General features: G+C 66.7%; 19 protein-coding genes. 15 read left to right on the top strand and 4 right to left on the bottom strand.

The window, feature by feature from the left end:
* Window positions 1-239 precede the first annotated feature (239 nt).
* Window positions 240-482 (top strand): GIY-YIG nuclease family protein, encoded by a 243-nt coding sequence (locus tag ACWF5H_RS13490; RefSeq protein WP_452037468.1) that lies wholly within the window; start codon window positions 240-242, stop codon window positions 480-482.
* Between the two features lie 256 nt (window positions 483-738).
* On the opposite strand, the gene ACWF5H_RS13485 is transcribed toward ACWF5H_RS13490, so the two are convergent.
* A complete protein-coding gene (locus tag ACWF5H_RS13485; protein ID WP_452037467.1) occupies window positions 739-1356 on the bottom strand; it encodes an isochorismatase family protein in 618 nt (205 codons plus the stop codon).
* Window positions 1353-2684 carry a nicotinate phosphoribosyltransferase gene (locus ACWF5H_RS13480; RefSeq protein WP_452037465.1) on the bottom strand — a complete coding sequence of 444 codons (1332 nt, stop codon included), beginning with the start codon at window positions 2682-2684 and terminating at the stop codon, window positions 1353-1355. The genes ACWF5H_RS13485 and ACWF5H_RS13480 overlap by 4 nt, the downstream gene beginning before the upstream one ends.
* Before the next feature lie 87 nt (window positions 2685-2771).
* Here ACWF5H_RS13480 and clpS point away from each other — a divergent pair, with 87 nt between their 5' ends.
* From clpS to ACWF5H_RS13425, 11 genes are all read left to right on the top strand, one after another.
* The gene (gene clpS / locus ACWF5H_RS13475) at window positions 2772-3104 is read left to right on the top strand and encodes an ATP-dependent Clp protease adapter ClpS (protein ID WP_414958557.1); all 333 of its coding nucleotides are present in this window, start codon (window positions 2772-2774) and stop codon (window positions 3102-3104) included.
* The gene (locus tag ACWF5H_RS13470; protein ID WP_364648689.1) at window positions 3105-3680 is read left to right on the top strand and encodes a DUF2017 domain-containing protein; all 576 of its coding nucleotides are present in this window, start codon (window positions 3105-3107) and stop codon (window positions 3678-3680) included.
* Window positions 3681-3824: 144 nt separating this feature from the next.
* Window positions 3825-4781, top strand: a complete 957-nt coding sequence (gene murI / locus ACWF5H_RS13465; RefSeq protein ID WP_364648692.1) for a glutamate racemase — start codon at window positions 3825-3827, stop codon at window positions 4779-4781.
* Window positions 4778-5572, top strand: a complete 795-nt coding sequence (locus tag ACWF5H_RS13460) for an MBL fold metallo-hydrolase (RefSeq protein ID WP_452037463.1) — start codon at window positions 4778-4780, stop codon at window positions 5570-5572. The genes murI and ACWF5H_RS13460 overlap by 4 nt, the downstream gene beginning before the upstream one ends.
* Window positions 5573-5774: 202 nt before the next feature.
* A complete protein-coding gene (gene rph, locus ACWF5H_RS13455; protein WP_364648698.1) occupies window positions 5775-6563 on the top strand; it encodes a ribonuclease PH in 789 nt (262 codons plus the stop codon).
* A complete protein-coding gene (gene rdgB, locus ACWF5H_RS13450) occupies window positions 6556-7188 on the top strand; it encodes an RdgB/HAM1 family non-canonical purine NTP pyrophosphatase (RefSeq protein ID WP_452037462.1) in 633 nt (210 codons plus the stop codon). Before rph ends, rdgB begins: the two co-directional genes overlap by 8 nt.
* 156 nt (window positions 7189-7344) lie before the next feature.
* On the top strand, window positions 7345-8022 hold the full coding sequence (locus ACWF5H_RS13445) for a DedA family protein (RefSeq protein ID WP_452037461.1): 678 nt from the start codon (window positions 7345-7347) through the stop codon (window positions 8020-8022).
* A gap of 462 nt (window positions 8023-8484) precedes the next feature.
* Window positions 8485-8874, top strand: coding sequence for a GntR family transcriptional regulator (locus ACWF5H_RS13440; RefSeq protein WP_364648707.1), 390 nt, complete (start codon window positions 8485-8487; stop codon window positions 8872-8874).
* Complete coding sequence (locus tag ACWF5H_RS13435) at window positions 8871-9800, top strand: ABC transporter ATP-binding protein (protein ID WP_452037460.1); 930 nt, start codon at window positions 8871-8873, stop codon at window positions 9798-9800. The genes ACWF5H_RS13440 and ACWF5H_RS13435 overlap by 4 nt, the downstream gene beginning before the upstream one ends.
* A complete protein-coding gene (locus tag ACWF5H_RS13430; protein WP_452037459.1) occupies window positions 9797-10486 on the top strand; it encodes a hypothetical protein in 690 nt (229 codons plus the stop codon). Before ACWF5H_RS13435 ends, ACWF5H_RS13430 begins: the two co-directional genes overlap by 4 nt.
* A gap of 121 nt (window positions 10487-10607) precedes the next feature.
* Window positions 10608-11624, top strand: a complete 1017-nt coding sequence (locus ACWF5H_RS13425; RefSeq protein ID WP_452037458.1) for an exonuclease domain-containing protein — start codon at window positions 10608-10610, stop codon at window positions 11622-11624.
* Window positions 11625-11654: 30 nt separating this feature from the next.
* On the opposite strand, the gene ACWF5H_RS13420 is transcribed toward ACWF5H_RS13425, so the two are convergent.
* Window positions 11655-12581 carry an SDR family NAD(P)-dependent oxidoreductase gene (locus ACWF5H_RS13420; protein ID WP_452037457.1) on the bottom strand — a complete coding sequence of 309 codons (927 nt, stop codon included), beginning with the start codon at window positions 12579-12581 and terminating at the stop codon, window positions 11655-11657.
* Window positions 12582-12584: 3 nt separating this feature from the next.
* Window positions 12585-13688, bottom strand: coding sequence for an ADP-ribosylglycohydrolase family protein (locus ACWF5H_RS13415; RefSeq protein ID WP_452037456.1), 1104 nt, complete (start codon window positions 13686-13688; stop codon window positions 12585-12587).
* A 147-nt stretch (window positions 13689-13835) separates the two neighbouring features.
* On the opposite strand from ACWF5H_RS13415, the gene ACWF5H_RS13410 reads away from it, so the two are divergent.
* The 3 genes from ACWF5H_RS13410 (at window position 13836) to ACWF5H_RS13400 (ending at window position 19095) form a co-directional block, all read left to right on the top strand.
* Window positions 13836-14810 carry an MIP/aquaporin family protein gene (locus ACWF5H_RS13410; protein WP_452037455.1) on the top strand — a complete coding sequence of 325 codons (975 nt, stop codon included), beginning with the start codon at window positions 13836-13838 and terminating at the stop codon, window positions 14808-14810.
* Window positions 14811-14902: 92 nt separating this feature from the next.
* Window positions 14903-16063 (top strand): exonuclease SbcCD subunit D, encoded by a 1161-nt coding sequence (locus ACWF5H_RS13405; protein ID WP_452037453.1) that lies wholly within the window; start codon window positions 14903-14905, stop codon window positions 16061-16063.
* Window positions 16060-19095 carry an AAA family ATPase gene (locus ACWF5H_RS13400; protein ID WP_452037452.1) on the top strand — a complete coding sequence of 1012 codons (3036 nt, stop codon included), beginning with the start codon at window positions 16060-16062 and terminating at the stop codon, window positions 19093-19095. Before ACWF5H_RS13405 ends, ACWF5H_RS13400 begins: the two co-directional genes overlap by 4 nt.
* Window positions 19096-19107: the final 12 nt, after the last annotated feature.

Below are 19107 nucleotides of genomic sequence, written 5' to 3'. Positions count from 1 at the left end.
CCCACGTCCCCGGTGATCGACCAAAGGCGCTTGCGCCTGCGTGGAGATCCGCCCGTCCCCGTTGATCGACCAAGGCCGCTTGCGGCCGCGTGGAGATCCGCCCCCCGGTGATCGACCAAGGCCGCTTGCGGCCGCGTGGAGATCCTTCGGCGTGGAGATCGGGCTCGCCGGTGCCCTGTGGAAACCGCCTGCCGACCCCGCGACTTTTTGGCACACTGGTCCTCCAAACAGGAGGCGGCATGCCCTACATGTACATCCTGCAGTGCGCGGACAACAGTTTCTACGTTGGGAGTACGTGGGACATTGAACGGCGGATTAGTGAGCACGGATCCGGTGAAGGCGCTGCCTATACGGCCCGCCGCCGACCGGTTCGCCTTGTCTACTGCGAGGAATTCACCCGCGTAGAAGACGCGTTCGTACGGGAGAGCAGGTTCAGAACTGGAGCCGTGCCAAACGCATTGCACTTATCGAGGGCCGCCTAGACGATCTCAAGAGCAACATGAAATAAGCGGACGTCGCATCCAGACGGGATCTCCGCGCAGGCGCGGGCGCCTTTGGTCGATCACCGAGGGGTCGGGATCTCCGCCCAGGTGCGGGCGCCTTTGGTCGATCACCGAGGGGGCGGGAGGGGAAATCTCCGCGCAGGCGCAAGCGCCTTTGGTCGATCACCGAGGGGGCGGGAGGGGGGATCTCCGCGCAGGCGCAAGCGCCTTTGGTCGATCACCGGGGGCCGGAGAACTACTCGATGATGTCGATGCCGTTGTCGCTGAATTCGGCCAATGTCTTCTCCACGCGCTCGGCGTTGATCCCTGCCGACAGCGTCAGGTTCACTGATGTGGCGTAGCCCGCCTGGACGGAGTCGAGGGCCGTCTGCCGGACGCAATAGTCGGTCGCCAGCCCTGCCACCACTACTTCATCCACCTCGTGTTCCTGCAGCCAGTCGTCCAGACTGGGCATCTCCGTCTCTTCTTCTTCCTCGTCGCCCTCGCGCTCGCCGGTGGCTACTTCGTCGGCCGGTGCCAGCAGGCCGTCGAAACCGGAGTAGCCGGCGTCGAACTGGCCCTTGCGGAAGTAGGCGTCAATCCGGTCGGTGTCCAGATCGGGGTGCAGGTCGGCCCCGCGCGTGCCTGCCACACAGTGCCGCGGCCAGCTGTCTACGAAGTCCGGTTCCTCGGAGAAATGGCTGCCCGGTTCTATGTGCCAGTCCTGCGTCGCCACCACGACGTCGTAGTCGTCCGGCCGGGTGTCCAGGTGCTCGCTGATCTCGGCGGCAGTTTTCGCGCCGCCGTCGACCGCCAACGTGCCTCCTTCGCAGAAGTCATTCTGAACGTCGACGATGATCAGTGCTCGGGTCATGGCTGCTCCTCGAACTCGGTGGGAATGGCGGCCTCGCCGCGCTGCAACCGGTGTACGGCGCCGGGCAGCTCGGTCATGGAGGCGGCGTGGCGTTCAGCGGCGCGGCGAACGCCTTCGTCGCCGGTCCAGCCATCCGCCAGTTTGCCGTTGGTGACAAACTGCTGCAACAACGGCCGGTCATTGCCGTCGTCCAACGGCCGATGGCCAATGCCGATCACCTCGGCAGTGGCGGCGCCCCGCTGGTTGAGCCGGCGCAGCGCGTACTTGCGGCCGCCCACGGAAATCTTGTTCTTCGAGGCTTTCGCCACCGAGACCTGCTCGCCGTCGGGGCCCTCGCGGCTGACCAGCTTGTAGACCATGCTGGCGGTGGGGGCGCCCGACCCGGTGACCAGTGCGGTGCCGACGCCATAGGAATCCACCGGAGCCGAGGCCAGCGAGGCGATGGCATATTCGTCCAGGTCGGACGTGACGGTGATGCGGGTGTGGTGGTTGCCCAGATCGTCCAGCAACTTGCGCACCCATTGCGCCTGGGCAATCAGGTCGCCGGAATCCAGCCGCACCCCGCCCAACTCGGGACCTGCCAACTCCACGGCCGTACGAACGGCGGTCTCGACGTCGTACGTGTCTGCCAGCAGGGTGGTCCCCACGCCCAGCGAAGCCAGCTGCGCTTCGAACGCCTTCTGCTCGCTGTCATGCAACAAGGTGAAGGAATGGGCGGCCGTGCCCACCGTCCGGACGCCGTAGCGGTAGCCGGCTTCCAGATTGGAGGTGCTGGAGAAACCACCAATTACCGCGGCGCGGGCCGCCGCAACGGCCGACTCCTCGTGCGTGCGCCGGGATCCCATCTCGATGCAGGGCCGGCCGCCGGCCGCGCCGGTCATCCGGGAAGCTGCCGAAGCAATGGCGCTGTCGTGGTTCAGCACGGACAGGATGAACGTCTCCAGCACGCACGCTTCGGCGAAGCTTGATTCCACAATCATGATCGGCGAGTAGGGGAAATACGCCTCGCCCTCGGCATAGCCGTAGATGTCGCCGGAAAAGCGGAAATCGGCCAGCCAGTCGATGGTCTTCGCGTCCACCACGTCCGTGCGGGCCAGGAAAGCCAGCTGGTCTTCCGAGAAGGTGAAGTGCTCGATGCCCTCCAGGATCCGGCCGGTGCCGGCCACCACTCCGTACCGGCGTCCCTCGGGCAGCCGCCGGGCGAAGGCCTCGAAGACGGAGCGCCGTTGGGCCGCGCCGGAATGCAAGGCGGCCTGGAGCATGGTCAGCTCATAGTGGTCGGTGTACAGGGAGGTGCTGGGGTGTCTCCAGCCGGCTGCAGTGTTCACATCCTCGACTCTAATCCTGTGTTCGCCGTCTGAGTACTTCAGGGCCGCTGGCAAGCCCCGAAGCGGCGCCTGCCTACAATGGAAGTCATGACCGTGAGCATGCTTCCCTCCTGCACAACCGTGCTGGACGCGGATATCGAGACATCCCGACGCACGGAATCGTCTGAACTTACGGCCAAAGACGTCCCGTGGGTCGTCATCGTGTGGAACGACCCGGTCAACCTGATGAGCTACGTCAGCTACGTCTTCCAGAGCTACTTCGGTTATTCGGAGGCCAAGGCGCACAAGCTGATGCTCGAAGTGCACCAGCTGGGCAAATCCGTGGTGGCGACCGGCAGCCGCGAGCAGGCCGAGCGGGACACCGTGGCGATGCATTCGTTCGGCCTGTGGGCCACCTACCAGAAGGCGGACCAGGCGTAGATGGCCAAGGCATTCAAGCGCACGCGCAAGGGGATTACCGGGTTCCTGGAGCCGGCCGAGCGGGAACTGATCGGGAAGCTGTTCGGGGACGTGATTTCCATGCTGGAGATCGACCGGAAGGACGAGGATCCGCTCGCGGCGATGGTGGGCCTGGACCTCGACGCCGCCAAGCCCCAGGACGCGGCCCTGCTGCGGCTGCTCCCCGACGCAGTACAGCACGACGACGGCGAGGCGCTGGAGTTCCGCAGGCTCACCGAGCGCTCCCTGCGCGAGGACAAGCTCGGTGCGCTGCGGGCCAGCGCGCTGCTGCTGGAACACACACCGCTGCAACTGACCGACGAGCAGGCCCGGCTGTTCGCGCGTGCCACCAACGACGTCCGGCTGGTGCTGGCCGAGCGGCTGGACATCCACACGGATGAAGACGCGCAGGCGCTGCATGAGATCGACGACTGGTCCCAGGCCGAGGATCTGGAGACCTACCTGGCGCTGGTCTACAACTTCATGACCTGGCTTCAGGAAACGCTGATGCAGGCGCTGCTGGACGGGCTGGAACGCCACCGCGGTGACGAGCGCTAAAGCTCCGCGGCGCCGCGAAGGGAAGCCCCCGCCGTCGTCAGGGGTGTGAGATGGCTTACAGAAGCCGCGCAGAAGTTCGCCCAACCGGCCGTGCACGTCTTATCCTCTAGTGAATATGAGCCCGGAAAGGCAGTGACACGGAAGATGTTGATCCAACCCGCAGCTCCGATCGGCATCTTTGATTCCGGGGTGGGCGGGCTGACTGTTGCACGCGCGGTGATCGACCAGCTGCCGAACGAATCCATTCTGTACGTGGGCGACACCGCTAACGGCCCGTACGGCCCGCTGCCGATCGCCGAGGTGCGCGCGAATGCCCTGGGCGTGATGGATGAACTGGTCGACGCCGGCGTCAAGCTCTTGGTCATTGCCTGCAACTCGGCCTCCGCAGCCGTGCTGCGCGACGCCCGGGAGCGTTACACCGCCCGTTACGGCATCCCGGTGATCGAGGTGATCCAGCCGGCGGTCCGCCGCGCCGTCGCCTCCACCCGCAGCGGCCGGATCGGCGTGATCGGAACCTCGGCCACCGTCGGCTCCCGTGCCTACGAGGACACCTTCGCCGCCGCGCCCCACCTGGACGTGACCTCGGTGGCCTGTCCGCGTTTCGTGGAATACGTGGAAGCCGGCGTCACCGCCGGGCAGGATCTGCTGTCCACCGCCGAAGAGTACCTGGAGCCGCTCAAGCGTGCGGACGTCGACACCCTGGTACTCGGCTGCACCCACTATCCGCTGCTGACCGGCGTCATCTCCTATGTCATGGGCGACGGCGTCACGCTGGTGTCCAGCGCGGAAGAGACCGCCAAGGACGTCTACCGTTCACTGGTCTCCCACGATCTGCTCCGGCCGGAGGGAACGCCGGGCCAACACCACTTCGTCGCCACCGGCGATGCCGCGTCCTTCGAAGTGCTGGCTCGCCGGTTCCTGGGACCGGAGGTGATTGCGGTGGAGCATGTGGACCACGTGGCCGCCCACTATCCCACCGGCAGCATGGCCCGGATTACCCCCGAAATGGTCGCCGCCGCACGCGCCGGCGCGGCAGCGGAACCCAAGGTCTCGCCGTTTGCCGGCACGGCTCGGCTGCCCAACCAGGGGGAGCGGGCATGAACCTGACCATCATCGGATGCAGCGGCTCGTTTCCCGGGCCGCTGTCCCCGGCGTCGTGCTATTTGGTAACTGCCGACGACGGCGAACGGGTCTGGCGGATCCTGCTGGACCTGGGCAACGGCGCCCTGGGGACCGCACAGCGTTACATGGAGCTGGAGGACATTGACGCGATCTTCTTGAGCCATCTGCACCCAGACCACTGCATGGACCTGTGCGGACTCCATGTGGCCGTGCGCTGGAAACCCGGCGGCTGGGCCAAGGGCCGCATTCCCGTGTGGGGGCCGGCGGCCACCGCGGAACGGATGGCCACGGCCTACGGGCTCGAGTTGGATCCCGGCATGACCGAGGAGTTCGACTTCCACCACTGGTCGGAACGGGAGCCGGTCAAGCTTGGCCCGTTCACCATCACGCCTTACCCGGTACGCCATCCCGTGGAAGAGGCCTACGCCATCCGCGTCGAGGCGACCGAACCCACCCCCGACGGGCCGGTGACGCGCGTGCTGACCTATTCCGGTGACACCGACAGCTGCCCCGAGCTGGTTGAAGCAGCTACCGGTGCGGACATGTTCCTGTGCGAAGCCGCCTTCCATGAAGGGCGCGACGACGCGGTCGACGGCGTGCATCTCACCGGGAAGCGCGCCGGCGCGGCCGCCACCGAAGCCCACGTCCGGCGGCTGCTGCTGACCCACCTGCCGGTCTGGAACGATTCCGTGCGGACCGTCAACGAGGCCCGCGAAACCTACCAGGGCGATTTGGCCGTGGCGGTGGCCGGCGTCAGCTACATCGTCTGACTCGCCGCCGGAGATGCAGCGCTCGTGCCTCGCCTGCGTGCGGAAGCAGGCTGCGCCGTCGTGCCTTAGCGGCACATTCGTGAGCGCGCCGCCCGCGCGCGGAAGCCTGCGCCGTCGTGCCTTAGGTCCGCAGCGTCAGCCGGCCAGCCTGCGCCTCGCGGTCTGAACCGCGGGGGCCGGCGCGAGCCGATAGGCTGGTGGCATGACTGATGTTGATTCCAGCTCCGCCCTGCCCGCCGTCACCGCCCGAGCCGACGGCCGGACGCCGGAGCAGCTCCGGCCGATCAGCATCACCCGCGGCTGGTCCAACCAGGCCGAAGGCTCCGCACTGATTGAATTCGGCAATACCCGCGTGCTGTGCACCGCCTCGCTGACGGCGGGGGTGCCGCGCTGGCTCAAGGGCGAGGGACGCGGCTGGGTCACCGCCGAATACGCCATGCTGCCGCGAGCCACCAACACCCGTTCCGACCGCGAATCCGTCAAGGGCAAGATCGGCGGCCGCACACATGAAATCTCCCGGCTGATCGGCCGCTCGCTTCGCTCGGTGATCGACACCAAAGCACTGGGGGAGAACACCATCGTGCTGGACTGCGACGTGCTGCAGGCCGACGGCGGCACCCGCACCGCGGCCATCACCGGCGCCTTTGTGGCCCTCGCCGACTCGCTGCACTGGGCCAAAGAGCAGAAGCTGATCGCCCGCTCCGCCCGGCCCCTGACCGACACTGTGGCCGCCGTGAGCGTGGGAATTATCGACGGCGTGCCCATGCTGGACCTGCCGTATGTCGAAGACGTGCGCGCGGAAACCGACATGAACGTGGTGGTGACCGGGTCCGGCCAGTTCGTGGAAGTCCAGGGCACCGCCGAGGGTGCACCGTTCGACCGCGCTGAGCTCGACGCCCTGCTGGACCTGGCGCTGGCCGGCACCGCCCAGCTCTCCCAGATCCAGCGCGACACGCTTTTGGAGACGCTGGGAGAAGTCATCCGTGGCTGAGGGCGAACCGCGGTTGGTCCTGGCCACCCATAGTCAGGGCAAGCTGCGCGAGTTGCGAGAACTGCTGCGGGGCCAAATCCCTGGACTCGACGTGGACACCCAGGTGATCGACGCTGCTGCTGCCGGCGCGCCGGACGTCCCCGAAACCGGCCTGACCTTTGCGGATAATTCCCTGTTGAAGGCACGCGCGGTGGCCGAAGCCACCGGCCTTGTGGCGGTCGCGGACGACTCAGGCTTGGCCGTGGATGTGCTCGGCGGTGCGCCCGGGATCTTTTCCGCCCGCTGGGCCGGTAAACACGGCGACGACGAAGCCAACCTCCGGCTCCTGTTGGCCCAACTGGCCGATATTGCTCCCGAGCACCGCGGTGCCGCGTTCGTCTGCGCCGCCAGTGTTGTGTCGCCGCGGCTGGAAGCCGTCGAGGAGGGCCGCCTGGCCGGCGTCCTCCTGACCGAACCCCGCGGCTCCGGAGGATTCGGCTACGACCCGATCCTGCAGCCGGCCGGCATGGACCGCAGCTGTGCGGAGCTGCTGCCGGAGGAAAAGAACGCCATCAGCCACCGCGGCCAGGCGTTCCGCGCGCTGCTGCCGCACCTGGTGGCGGCGCTGAGTGAGGAAGCGCCGTAGCCGGCCAGTCAGGCATCCCACTCCGCTTTTCCGGCGATCGGCCCGTCCGGTTCCCAAGCCACCAGTGGCCGGCCCCCGACCGCGTTTGCCTCAACGGTGAAGCAGTGCCCGGTTCGGACTCTGGGGCTCGGTAAGGCAAACTTGTAAGTGATGACCATGATGAGCCTTTCCTTCCTGTCAGCCAACATCCCCGCACAATCCTCTGGCGATACCAGTGCACTCACCGGTGTAGCCGACTGGGCTGTCGGCCTGATGGAGACCATTGGTGCCCCGGGTGCGGGCCTGGCCATCGCGCTGGAAAACCTCTTCCCGCCGCTGCCCAGTGAAGTGGTGCTTCCGCTGGCTGGCTTCACTGCGAGCCGCGGCAGTTTCAGCCTCATCGAGGCACTGATCTGGACCACGCTAGGTTCGGTCTTCGGCGCTTGGGCGCTGTACGGCCTGGGTGCTTGGCTGGGCCGGAGGCGAATGCGTGCCATCGCCGAAAAGCTTCCGCTGGTCGACCTGGAAGACGTGGACAAGGTTGAGGCGTGGTTCAACCGCCATGGCTACAAGGCCGTGTTTTTCGGGCGGATGATCCCCATTTTCCGAAGCCTGATCTCCATCCCCGCCGGCATCGAACGCATGCCGGTGGCGAAGTTCCTGCTGCTGACCACTGCGGGCAGCCTGGTTTGGAACTCCATCTTCGTGTTTGCCGGCTTCTACCTGGGGGAGAACTGGCACATCGTGGAACAGTACGCGGGCATCTTCCAAAAGATCGTCATCGTCGTCGTCGTTCTTGCGGTGCTCTACTGGGTTACCACCCGGATCCGTAAGATTCGGAACCGCCGGAGCTAGTTTCCCGGTCGCTGAACCGGTCACCGCTGGAGCTCCACATTCGGACCGAAGTTGTTCTGCAGCGGCCGGGCCCGCTGCACTGTCCGAGCTGCACTGAGTGGCCTTCGCCTGGCGTCGCTGCGACGCCCAGTCTCCACACACCGCATTCCAGCCTGACCGCCGGCTGCCGCCCGCTGTAGTCCGGGCTCTTGGTCAACGCCGCACCCGCCCTGGCGCCGTTACCCACCGCCCGCCACCGAGGGTTTCGCGCGCTCCCGTGCCCTATCTCCCGCCGACGGCGTTGGTTCGCCGCTGCCACCTCCGCCGCTGCCAAGCAGGCGCATAAGCGACAGCGCCCGCGGCCAGCACCTCTGATAACCGACACTTCCCTTGACAAGCGCCGCCTAGCTTGTATGGTTAGTTACATCAGTAACTAACCCCTTCACCGAATAACCGGTGGCGGGTTCCATGGAAGGAGCGGCTGTGATCGACGATTCAAGGCCGATCTTCCTGCAGATTGCGGAGCTCATCGAGAACGACATCGTGGACGGGGCGCTGGCCGAAGAAAGCCAGGCGCCGTCCACGAATGAGTTCGCCGCTTTCTACCGGATCAATCCCGCCACTGCAGCGAAAGGCGTGAACCGCTTGGTGGACGACGGGATTTTGTACAAGAAGAGGGGGATCGGCATGTTCGTGGCCACCGGCGCCCGCTCCCGGTTGTTAGCCCAAAGGCGGGACGACTTCTTCAGGGAGTACGTCCAGCCGATGACCCGGGAGGCACGAAAGCTGGGCATCAGCACCGAACAGCTGACCGAAATGCTCCACCGCACCGAGTCCACCAGCGACATGACAGAGGGAAGCGTGTCCCGATGAACAACCCGACCACACCCGCCGCCATAGAACTGCGGCAGGTGACCAAGACCTACCGTGATGCCAAGGCGCTAGACAACGTCAGCCTCCGCTTGGAAGGCAACCGGATCTACGGCCTGCTGGGCCGAAACGGCGCCGGCAAGACCACCCTGATGTCGGTGCTCACCGGCCAGGGCTTCCAGAGCAGCGGTGAAGCGCTGGTCTTCGGCCAGCGCCCCTATGAGAACGACGGCGTGCTGTCGCGGATTTGCTTCATCCGTGAATCGCAGAAGTATCCGGACGACTTCACCGCGCGGCAGGCCTTCAGGTCCGCCTCCTTGTTCTTCAAGCACTGGGACCAGGCGTTCGCGGACCAGCTGGTCGAAGAATTCCAGCTGCCGCTCAAACGCCGGATCAAGAAGCTCTCACGCGGCCAGCTCTCCGCCGTCGGGGTGATCATTGGGCTGGCGTCCCGCGCGGAAATCACGTTCTTTGACGAACCGTATCTGGGGCTGGACGCCGTGGCCCGGCAGATCTTCTATGACCGGCTGGTGGAGGACTTTGCCGCGCACCCGCGGACCATCATCCTCTCCTCGCACTTGATCGATGAAGTGGCGAACCTGCTGGAGCATGTGGTCCTGATCGACCGCGGCCGGATCATCATGGATGACGACGCCGAGGCCATCCGCGGCACGGCGGTCACCGTTGCAGGCAACGCCTCCGCCGTCCAGTCGTTCGCGGCCGGCCGCGAGGTGTTGCATCGCGAGTCGTTGGGCTCGCTGGCTTCGTGGACCGTCGAAGGCCGGCTGAAGAACGCCGAGCGTGCCGAGGCAGCCGAACTTGGCCTGGAACTGGCACCGGTTTCGCTCCAGCAGCTGGTGGTGCGCAAGACCATGGCAGCGACCGATGCTGTCGTCGATACCGACTCCGAGCTGGAGGTCCTGAAATGAACCGCGTCGTCAACGTTGCGCGCATGCAGCTGATCAACAAGTGGACCTTCCTCGGGATCCCGGCCATCATCATGGTTTCGGCCTTCCTGATAACCCTCGCCATCTGGGCGATGATCCCGGCCAGCGGCGAGACGTTCTACTCCGGCGCTTCGCAGGCAGTGATGTGGTATTTCCTGGCGCTGGGCATCCAGTCACTGACGCTCACGTTCCCTTTCTCACAGGCGATGAGCGTCAGCCGGAGGACCTTCTACATCGGCACGGTGGGACTGTTCGCCACCGTGGCGCTGGCCATCAGCGTGCTCTACTACCTGCTGGGCCTGGTGGAAGTTGCCACCAACGGCTGGGGGTTCAACGGACAGTTGTATGCGCTGGACTGGGTAGCCGCTGAGCACGCGGTGGTGCAGATCCTGTTCTACTTCATCGCCATGGTGGCGCTGTTCATGATCGGTTTCTGGTTCGCCACCATTTACAAGCGCTGGCAGGCCACCGGGATGTTGATCACATGGATCGCGATTGCCGTGGTCTTGATTGGGCTGCTGGGCCTGACCAGCTGGCAGGGCTGGTGGCCGACCGTGGGGCAGTGGCTGGTGGCCCAGACACCGCTGAGCGTTTCCGGCTGGGCGGCGCTGTTCTGCGCGGTTCTTGCCGGCGGGTCCTACCTGACCCTGCGCCGCGCCGCTCCATGATTTAGCCAACGAGCAGCGCTCACACCATCAGCATCACGGCGGCTCCCGCACACCAGGCGGGGGCCGCCGTGCCGTGTGTTGGCTGACCAAGACTGTCCTGCTCATCAATTAGGGTTGACCCGTGGCAATTGACTTCACGGCGATAGATTTCGAGACGGCAAACGGGTTCAGGGGATCGCCATGCTCCGTCGGCTTGAGCAAAGTCCGTGATGGCCGAATCGTCGAGGAAGCTTCATGGCTCATGCGCCCGCCGGAAGGCTTCGATCATTTCGATCCGCGCAACGTCCAGATCCACGGCATTACCGCAGACATAGTTGCGGCAAAGCCCCGCTTCGGGGAACTCTTCGCCCACATGGCAGCGTTCATCGGCACCGACATGCTGGTCGCCCACAACGCGGCCTTCGACATGGGCGTCATCCGGTCGGCACTGGAAGTCTCTGAACTTTCCGGCCCGGCTTACGACTACGCCTGTACGGTCATCCTGTCTCGGCGCAGCTATTCGCTGGTGTCCTATTCGCTCCCGTTCGTGGCCGAAGCCGCCGGCGTGCCGTTGCTGAACCACCACGACGCCGTGGCGGACGCTCGGGCGTGCGCCGGCATCATGATCGACATTGCCGGCCGGAACTCGGCCGGAAGTATTCCGGACCTGTTGACGGCCATGCAGATGCGCACCACCCGCCTCGAGGCCTACCTCCACGGAACGGCGGCTATCTCGAAACCCACCCGGACGGCGCTTGAACGCCAGGAGCTGGGCTCTGCCGGGGGAGCGGCACTGTCTTCCGCGTGGACGTACTGGCCGGACGAGGGCAGCAATCCGGAGCCGAACCATGATGCCGACGACTCCCACCCGCTCTACGGCCAGACAGTGGTCTTCACCGGTAATCTGGGCCTGTCCCGGCAAGAGGCGAAGAACCGTGCGGCGGAACTGGGTGCGCGACCGGCCAGCAACGTGACCCGCAAAACCACGGTGCTGGTGGTGGGAGACGGTTTCGTCGCCTCCGACCTCAAAAGCGGCCGGGTGACAGCCAAGGCGCACAAGGTGCTGCAGCTGCACGGCAAGGGCCACCAGATCGAGGTGCTGTCCGAAGGCGAGTTCCTGCAGATGATCGGCGGACGCTGGCCGGTGCACAGCGCCTGACCGAATGCGCCCGACTGGCAGCGTTCGGCGTCAGAGCCGCAGGCAAACCCCGGTGAGCTCTTCGGACAGGTCGATCAGCCGGGAGGCAGCGTTGCGCTCGCGGGCATTTCGCTTCGGCGCAACGACGGCGGGGCTCCCGGTCAGTTGGAAGCGTCCATCCGGCCCCCAATAGTCGCCGTTGCGCACGCCGTCGCCGCCCGTCGCCTGTACCAGCGGCCACGCTCCAGCATCCTTGCCCTGCGCCATCAGACCGTACAGACGGCGCTGCCAACGGCCGGCTGGTTGGGAGAGCCGCAGGCCGGGCCGGTCAGGCGTGAAGTACTTCCGGGCGTAACCCGGGTGCGCCACCACGGAGGAGACCTTCGAACCAGCCGCTTCCAGCCGGTGGGCCAACTCAAACCCGAAACTCATCACCGCAAGCTTGGACAAGGCGTAGGACCGATAGCTGGAGTACTTCGCCGGCAGCGCTGCTCGGCGGAAGTCCGGGCGCGCCCAGCGGTGGCTGATGCTGCCCACGTGAACCAGGCGGCTGTGGCTGCGGGTCAGTGCAGGCATCAGCCTTGCGATCAGCGCAAAGTGGCCCAGGTGGTTGGTGCCGAACTGCAGCTCGAAGCCGTCCACGGTGAATTGCAGCTCCTCGGACCCGATGACTCCGGCGTTGGCCAGCAGGGCATCGATCCGGCCGAGGCCGGCCAGTTCCTCCGCGGCCTGCCGGACCGAGTCAAGGCTTGCCAAGTCGAGTTGCTGGAAGCGCACGTCCGCTCCGGGCACCGTAGTCCGGACGGCGTCCATGGCCGCGCGGCCGCGGGCCTCGTCGCGCGCGGCCATCACTACCGTGGCTCCGGCCGCGGCGAGCTGCTCGCTGGCGAAATAGCCAAGTCCGGCACTGGCACCGGTCACGATGATGGTCTTGCCGTCCTGACGAGGCAGGACGGGCGGGTGGCTGTCGTGGCGCATGCCTTAGCCCTGCGTCTGGGCCAGGAAGCGATCGGCCATGCCGAGGATGACTTCTGGCCCCTCGAGGGAGGCCAGCCATTCGGGGGGCAGCGCGGCTTCGCCGTAATGGGCGCCTAAAAGGTTGCCGGCGATACTGCCGGCTGCGTCGCTGTCGCCGTCGTGATTGGTCGCAGCGGCGACGCCCCTGCGGAAGTGTTGTTCCGGTGTCGTGCTGTCAGCGGTAGCCAGCACCGCGTACAGGGCGATGGATAGAGCTTCCTCGGCCGCCCGGCCAGTGCCGAGTGCCGCGGTCAGGTCGGCAGGTGCCACCGGACCGTGGGCGGAGAGCTCGACGGCGGTCCGCAGGCGCCCGGCCAATTCGGCGGCTCCGGCATCCTGCTCGGTGCGCGCCAGCATGGCCACGGCGGCACCGGGCAACGTGGCTTGTTCATGCACCAGCAGCCGGATCAATGTGGCCAAGGTGGCCGCGCTGCGGTGTGCCGCCGGATGGCCATGGGTAAGTGCGGAGCCGTCGGTGGCCAAACGCTGGACGGTCTGGTCGTCGACGAACGGCAGCAGCCCGAAGGGGGCCGAACGCGTCACCGTGCTGCCGTCCACAGCATCCGCGTTGACCGGACGGGCCCGGGTTCCCATCTCGCCGGTGGCCAGTCCGGACAGACAGGCCTCGGCGGGAGCGCGCCGCGCATGCAGTACGGACTGGCCGTCGATCCAGCGCGGCTGCGGCGCCGGCGCGCCCTCCGGAAAGCGGCCTTCCTGCGTGGCGTACCAGCGGAGGTAGGCGAGCCAGAGGCAGGCGGCTTCGTCCGCGGCGGTGCCGGCGTTCGCCCACTCCAGGGCCTCGGTCAATCCGTCGAGGGTATAAAGCGTCAGTTGGGTCTCGTCGCTAAAATGCCCGGGCTCCGGCAGTTGCGGGAAGTCGTGCAGCCCGTCGGCCCCGAAGCGTCCGGCGATCACGTCGAAGGAGTCGGACTCGACGGCCGCCCCCAACTGGTCTCCCAGCGCGCCGCCGAGCAGGCAGCCGCGCACCCGCGAGGCGTAGTCCGGGACAGTGTGGGCAGTGGGATCGGCATCGGACCGGGAAGCGGGAAGCGGGGCGTCGGTAGTCACGACTACCAGCTTAGGCGTGCGCGCGGATATTCCGCCCGACTGAGCCTCCCCGGAAACGTTCAGGGTTTTCCCAGAACCCGGTGACAGAGTGGAGTAGTTTTGAGTCAATCGCCGGCGTCCCGTCGGCCCGGTAGGAGGACAGTATCCATGGCAGCAGCCCACCCGGCGGCATCGGCACCAGCCGTCCCCGCCGCCCCACCCCGGCTCGGCGAAGGACGCAGCTACTCGGCCCGCATCGGCGCCGAGGTGGCAGGTTCGTTCTTGCTGTTTTTCGGTGCGCTCGGCATCGGCATGTTCAATCCGCAGGGCTCTTTCGGCGTTCCCTTCGGTTTCGGCTTGGCCGTCATTGCCGGCATGCTCGCCTTCGGCTACATCTCCGGAGGCCAGTTCAACCCGGCGATCACGCTCGGCAGCGCGCTCGCGGGCCGCACGGCCTGGAAGTCGGTTCTGCCCTATGTCCTGGCGCAACTGGTTGGTACGTCCTTGGCCGCCGTCGTGCTGTGGGTCATCATCGGCAGCCACCCGGCCGGCGCGCAGTCGGAAAGCGTCTTCGCTTCCATCGCCAACGGCTATGCCAGCGGTGATGAGTTGGGCTTCTCGATGGCCGGCGTGTTCCTGGCCGAAACCATCGCGACCGGCCTGCTGGTGGCCGTCTACTTGGGCGCGACCTCGTCCCGCGACCGGCTGCGCAGCGCCCCCTATGCCGTTGGCCTGGTCTTCGCCGTGCTCACCGCGGTAATGCTGCCCATCTCCAACGCCGGCATGAACCCCGCCCGTTCCACCGCCGCGGTGTACTTCGCCGGTCCCAGCGCGGTGAGCGAACTATGGCTGTTCTGGGTGGCTCCGCTGCTCGGTGCCCTGATCGCCGGGCTACTGTACCGCAGCGCCGAGACGGCACCGGGGCCGCGGCGGAAAACGGACGACGGCGTTGCTCCGGTTGAGTCTGCCGCCGCACCTGTCGAGGGCGCGACCGCCGGGACGGCTGCCGGTAAAGGTGATGTTCCCGACGTCGCTGTGGAGGACCAGCCGGACCGGCCGGCGCCCGCGGACGACCAGGGTGCGGCCGAAGCCCGCGATTTCTTTGACCGCAAGCCGAACCGGCCCCGCGCGGACACCGAATAACCGAAATCTGCAAGTTCAACGGCACGTCCCGATTCCGGGGCGTGCCGTTGCGCTTGTCCGAAACTGTCCTGACCGACGGTTAGTTTTGAAGCATGAGGTTATTGCACACGTCGGACTGGCATCTGGGACGCTCCTTCCATGGCGTCGGGATGCTGGAGGCGCAGCGCGCATTCGTCGACCAGCTTCTGGAAACCGTGCGGGACGAGCTCATCGATGTAGTGCTGATCGCCGGCGATGTGTACGACCGCGCTCTGCCCGGCGTGGATGTTGTCAACCTCTTTTCCGAAGCTCTGTCGCGCATCCGCGCCGCCGGAGCCACCGTCATCATGACCAGCGGCAATCACGATTCGGCCACCCGGTTGGGTTTTGGATCCGGCATCCTGGCCCACGGCGGCGTCCATGTCCGCACCCGGCTGGACCAACTCGCAGATCCGGTGGAACTGGACCTGGGCGGCGCCACCTTGGCCGTGTACGGAATTCCGTATCTGGAACCGCGGATGTGCGCGGAGGAGCTTGGGGCCGCGGCTCCGAGCCACACCGCAGTGACGCGGTCGGCTCTAGGCCGCATCCGTGCCGAGCTGGCAGAGCGGAAGGCCGGCGGGCCCGTCCATTCGCTGGTCGTGGCGCACACGTTTGCCAGCGGCGGGATCAGCTCGGACAGCGAGCGGGACTTGAGCATCGGAGGAGTGGGAGCGGTCCCGCTGGACCTGTTTGACGGTCTTGACTATGTGGCGCTGGGTCACTTGCATGGACGCCAGATGCTGAGCGAAACCGTGCGCTATTCGGGCTCGCCCCTGCCGTATTCCTTCTCCGAGGCCGGTCACGAGAAGGGCGGCATCATTCTTGAGTTCACGGCGGACGGGCTCAGCTCCGTCGAAAACGTTTCCTGGCCAGCCCCACGCAAGCTCGCCGTGCTCAGGGGGAGCATGCAGGACCTGCTGGAATCCGCGGACCATGCTTGGGCACAAGAGGCCTATTGCCAGATCACCATCACGGACGACGAACGGCCGCTGAAGGCCATGGAACGTCTGCGCGAACGTTTCCCTGACACGTTGGTGTTGAGCTTTGAGCCGGCCTCCGGACCGCGGCGGGACACCATGAGCTACAGCCAGCGCATCGCCAAGGCCCAGGACGACCTGCAGGTTTGCTGCGGATTCCTGGACCACGTTCGCTCCCGGCCGGCCGACGAGGCCGAACGGGCCCTGCTGGCGGACGCGCTGCAGGCAGTGCAGGCGGCGGAGGTATCGGCATGAGGATCCACCGGCTGGAAATTCAAGCCTTTGGCCCTTTCGCGGCCCGGGAAACCATCGACTTTGATGAGCTCAGCTCGCAGGGACTGTTCCTGCTCAACGGCCCGACCGGTGCCGGCAAGACCAGCATCCTGGACGCCATCTGCTTTGCGCTGTACGGATCCGTTCCCGGCGCGCGCCAGCAGGGCAAGCGGCTGCGCAGTGATCATGCCGAACCGGAGACGGAGCCCGAAGTCGTCTGCGAGTTTTCGGCTCGCGGCCGACGCTTCGAAGTGACCCGCAACCCGCAGTGGGAACGTCCGTCGTCCCGGGCCAGGTCCGGTTCGGTGACGGAACAGGCGCACACTCTGCTGCGCGAAAAGGTGAACGGCGCGTGGGTCCAGAAAAGCGCCCGAAACGACGAGGCCGCCGCCGAACTGCTGTCCGTCCTGGGCATGAGCCTGGAACAGTTCACCAAGGTAGTGCTGTTGCCGCAGGGCGACTTTGCCGCGTTCCTGCGGGCCGACGCCAAAGACCGCCGGCCGCTGCTGCAGCGGCTGTTCGCAACCGGCCGCTACGAGGCTGTGGAACAAACGCTCGCGGACGAGGCGGCCAAGGCGCGCTCGGCTTATCAGGCCGCCGTCGCGGGAGCGGATCAACTCATGGAACGGGCAACGGAAGAAGCCGCTCGACACCTGGCTGCCGGGGAGATGCCGGACCAACCGCTGGCTGCCGCGGACCTGTTTGCCGCCTTCGAGTCGTCGGTCGCCTCCGCTGCCGCCTCGGTCCAGGACGCGGCCGCCCGCGGCCAAGAAGAATTGGGTCGGCTGCGGGACACCCTCGGCAGGCGCGAGCGGGCGCTGGCCGACCACGCGGCCCTGGCGGAACTGGAGAAAATCTCCGCTGAGCACCGCCAAGCCGCAGGCAGCCATGCCGCTTTGACCGAAACGCTGGCGGCGCACCGCTCGGCGGAACTGTTGGCGTCGCCAATTCGCCATCGCGACCAGGCCGCGCTCGCCATGGAACGCGCTGCCAAGGAGTTTCTGGACCGGATCGACGCGGCGGAGACGCATCCGCTCTATCCGGCGTTCGTTTCCAGCCGTCCGGAACCCGACCACGCCGGACAGGCGCTGCTGGACGAAGCGGCGGGCCGGCTCGCCGCCGAGCTGGGGCGCATCCGGGCCCTGCTGCCCGAAGAACAGCGGTTGCGATCGGCCCGTACCGAAGTGCAGGGGTTCGAGCTACGCGCGGAGCAACTGGCGCAGCACCTGGCTTCTGCCGCCGATGAGCGCGAACAGCTCGCCGCAACCGGCCGCAGCCTGCAGGAGCAACTGGCCGCGCTGGCCGAGACCCCGGACGTCGGCCTGCTCACCGAGCGCCTCGAACAAGCCCAGCACATCCGGGAAGCGGTGGCCGACCATGCGGCCTGTCGAGCCAAGACGGAAGCGGCGCGCGCCCGCCGCGACACAGCACACACTCGGCAACTCGAGCGCAAGGAAGCCTGGTTGTCCCTGCTTGAACAGCGGTTGGACCAGGCCGCAGCCGAGCTCGCTGCCACCCTTGCCGAGGGAGAGCCCTGCCCGGTGTGCGGCGGGACCGAGCACCCGCAACCTGCGGTGGCAGCCTCCGGCCGGCTGGTCACCCGCGAGCAGGAAGCCGCAGCCCGGGATGATCACGCGGCCGCGGAGGCCCTGTACACCGAGGCACGCGACGCCTGCGCCCACCTCGAACAGGAGCTTTCCGCCCTGGCATCCCGCGGCGGGGCGACCGATGCCACCGATGCCGCCGCGGCCGTGGCCGCTGCCCAAACCAGCCTGGACCACGCTGTAGCTGTGCGGGACCGGCGCCGCGAGCTGCAGGAGCAATCGGCTGCCACAACGCAGCAGCTTGAAGAGCTCGGACAGCGGCTTTCAGCGCTGGCTGTGGCCAAGGCCAGTGCGGATTCCGAACTCAAAGCCGGCAGAGAACGCACGGACGAACTGGAACGGAAACTGCACGAGGCGCTGCCTGACGGGGGCAGCCTGCACGATCATGCGGCGTCTTTGTCCCGGCTGGACCAGCTGCTGGCCGATGCCATGAGGATCCTCGCGCAGCACCGCCATTGTGGCAACGCTTTGGACCAGGCGGAGGCCGAGCTCGCCTCGGCGATCGAGCAATCCAACTTCGCCACCGAAGAAGAAGCCCGCGTCTCCTTGCTGGCGCCGGCACAGCTGCAGGAACTGGAGCGGCGCCACACCGCCCACATCGAAGCCGGGCAGCGGCTGATGGTGCTGGAGACCTCCGAACCAGTGATCCGAGCCCGCACCGCCCTCAAGAACGGAGAAGCGTTGCCGGGAACCGGGGAAATGGACGAGGCACGCGATCAGGTCGCTGTCCTGGACCGCAGGGTTCGAGAGCACCAAGTGCGGCACGGCGTGCTGGCGGCGTCGCAGGAACAACTGGCGGCGTACCGCCGGCGTTTCGAGGAGGAACAAATCCGCCTGGCGCCGATCGCCGCACGGCACGAGCTGCTGCAGTCGGTGGCGGACACGGTCCGGGGATTGGGCGAGAACGAGCGAAAAATGACGCTCACCACTTATGTCCTCGCCGCCCGGCTGGAACAGATCGCGGCCGCGGCGTCCGAACGCCTTATCACGATGACTGACGGCCGGTACACGCTGGTCCACGACGACTCAAAGTCCGGCAACAAGAAGTCCGGACTTGGCCTGCACGTCAGTGACGAATGGACCGGGCAGCGGCGCGACACGGCGACGCTTTCCGGCGGCGAGTCCTTCATGGCCTCGCTCGCGCTGGCCCTGGGCCTGGCCGACGTCGTTCAGGCCGAAGCCGGCGGCGTGGACATTGAAACGCTCTTCGTCGACGAGGGCTTTGGCAGCCTGGATGAGCAGGCACTCGAACAGGTCATGGATGCTTTGGAGGGACTGCGCGACGGTGGCCGGGTGATTGGCCTCGTCAGCCATGTGGCAGAAATGAAGCAGCGGATCGGCGCCCAACTACAAGTCACGAAGGGACGCCACGGCTCATCGGTCCGCACGGTACTCACCGGCGTCGCGTGACACCGGTATGAT

The organism is Arthrobacter sp. NPDC055138 (assembly GCF_053607305.1).
The sequence above is the reverse complement of the archived record's forward strand: the minus strand, read 5'-3'. Positions and strand labels throughout refer to the sequence as shown.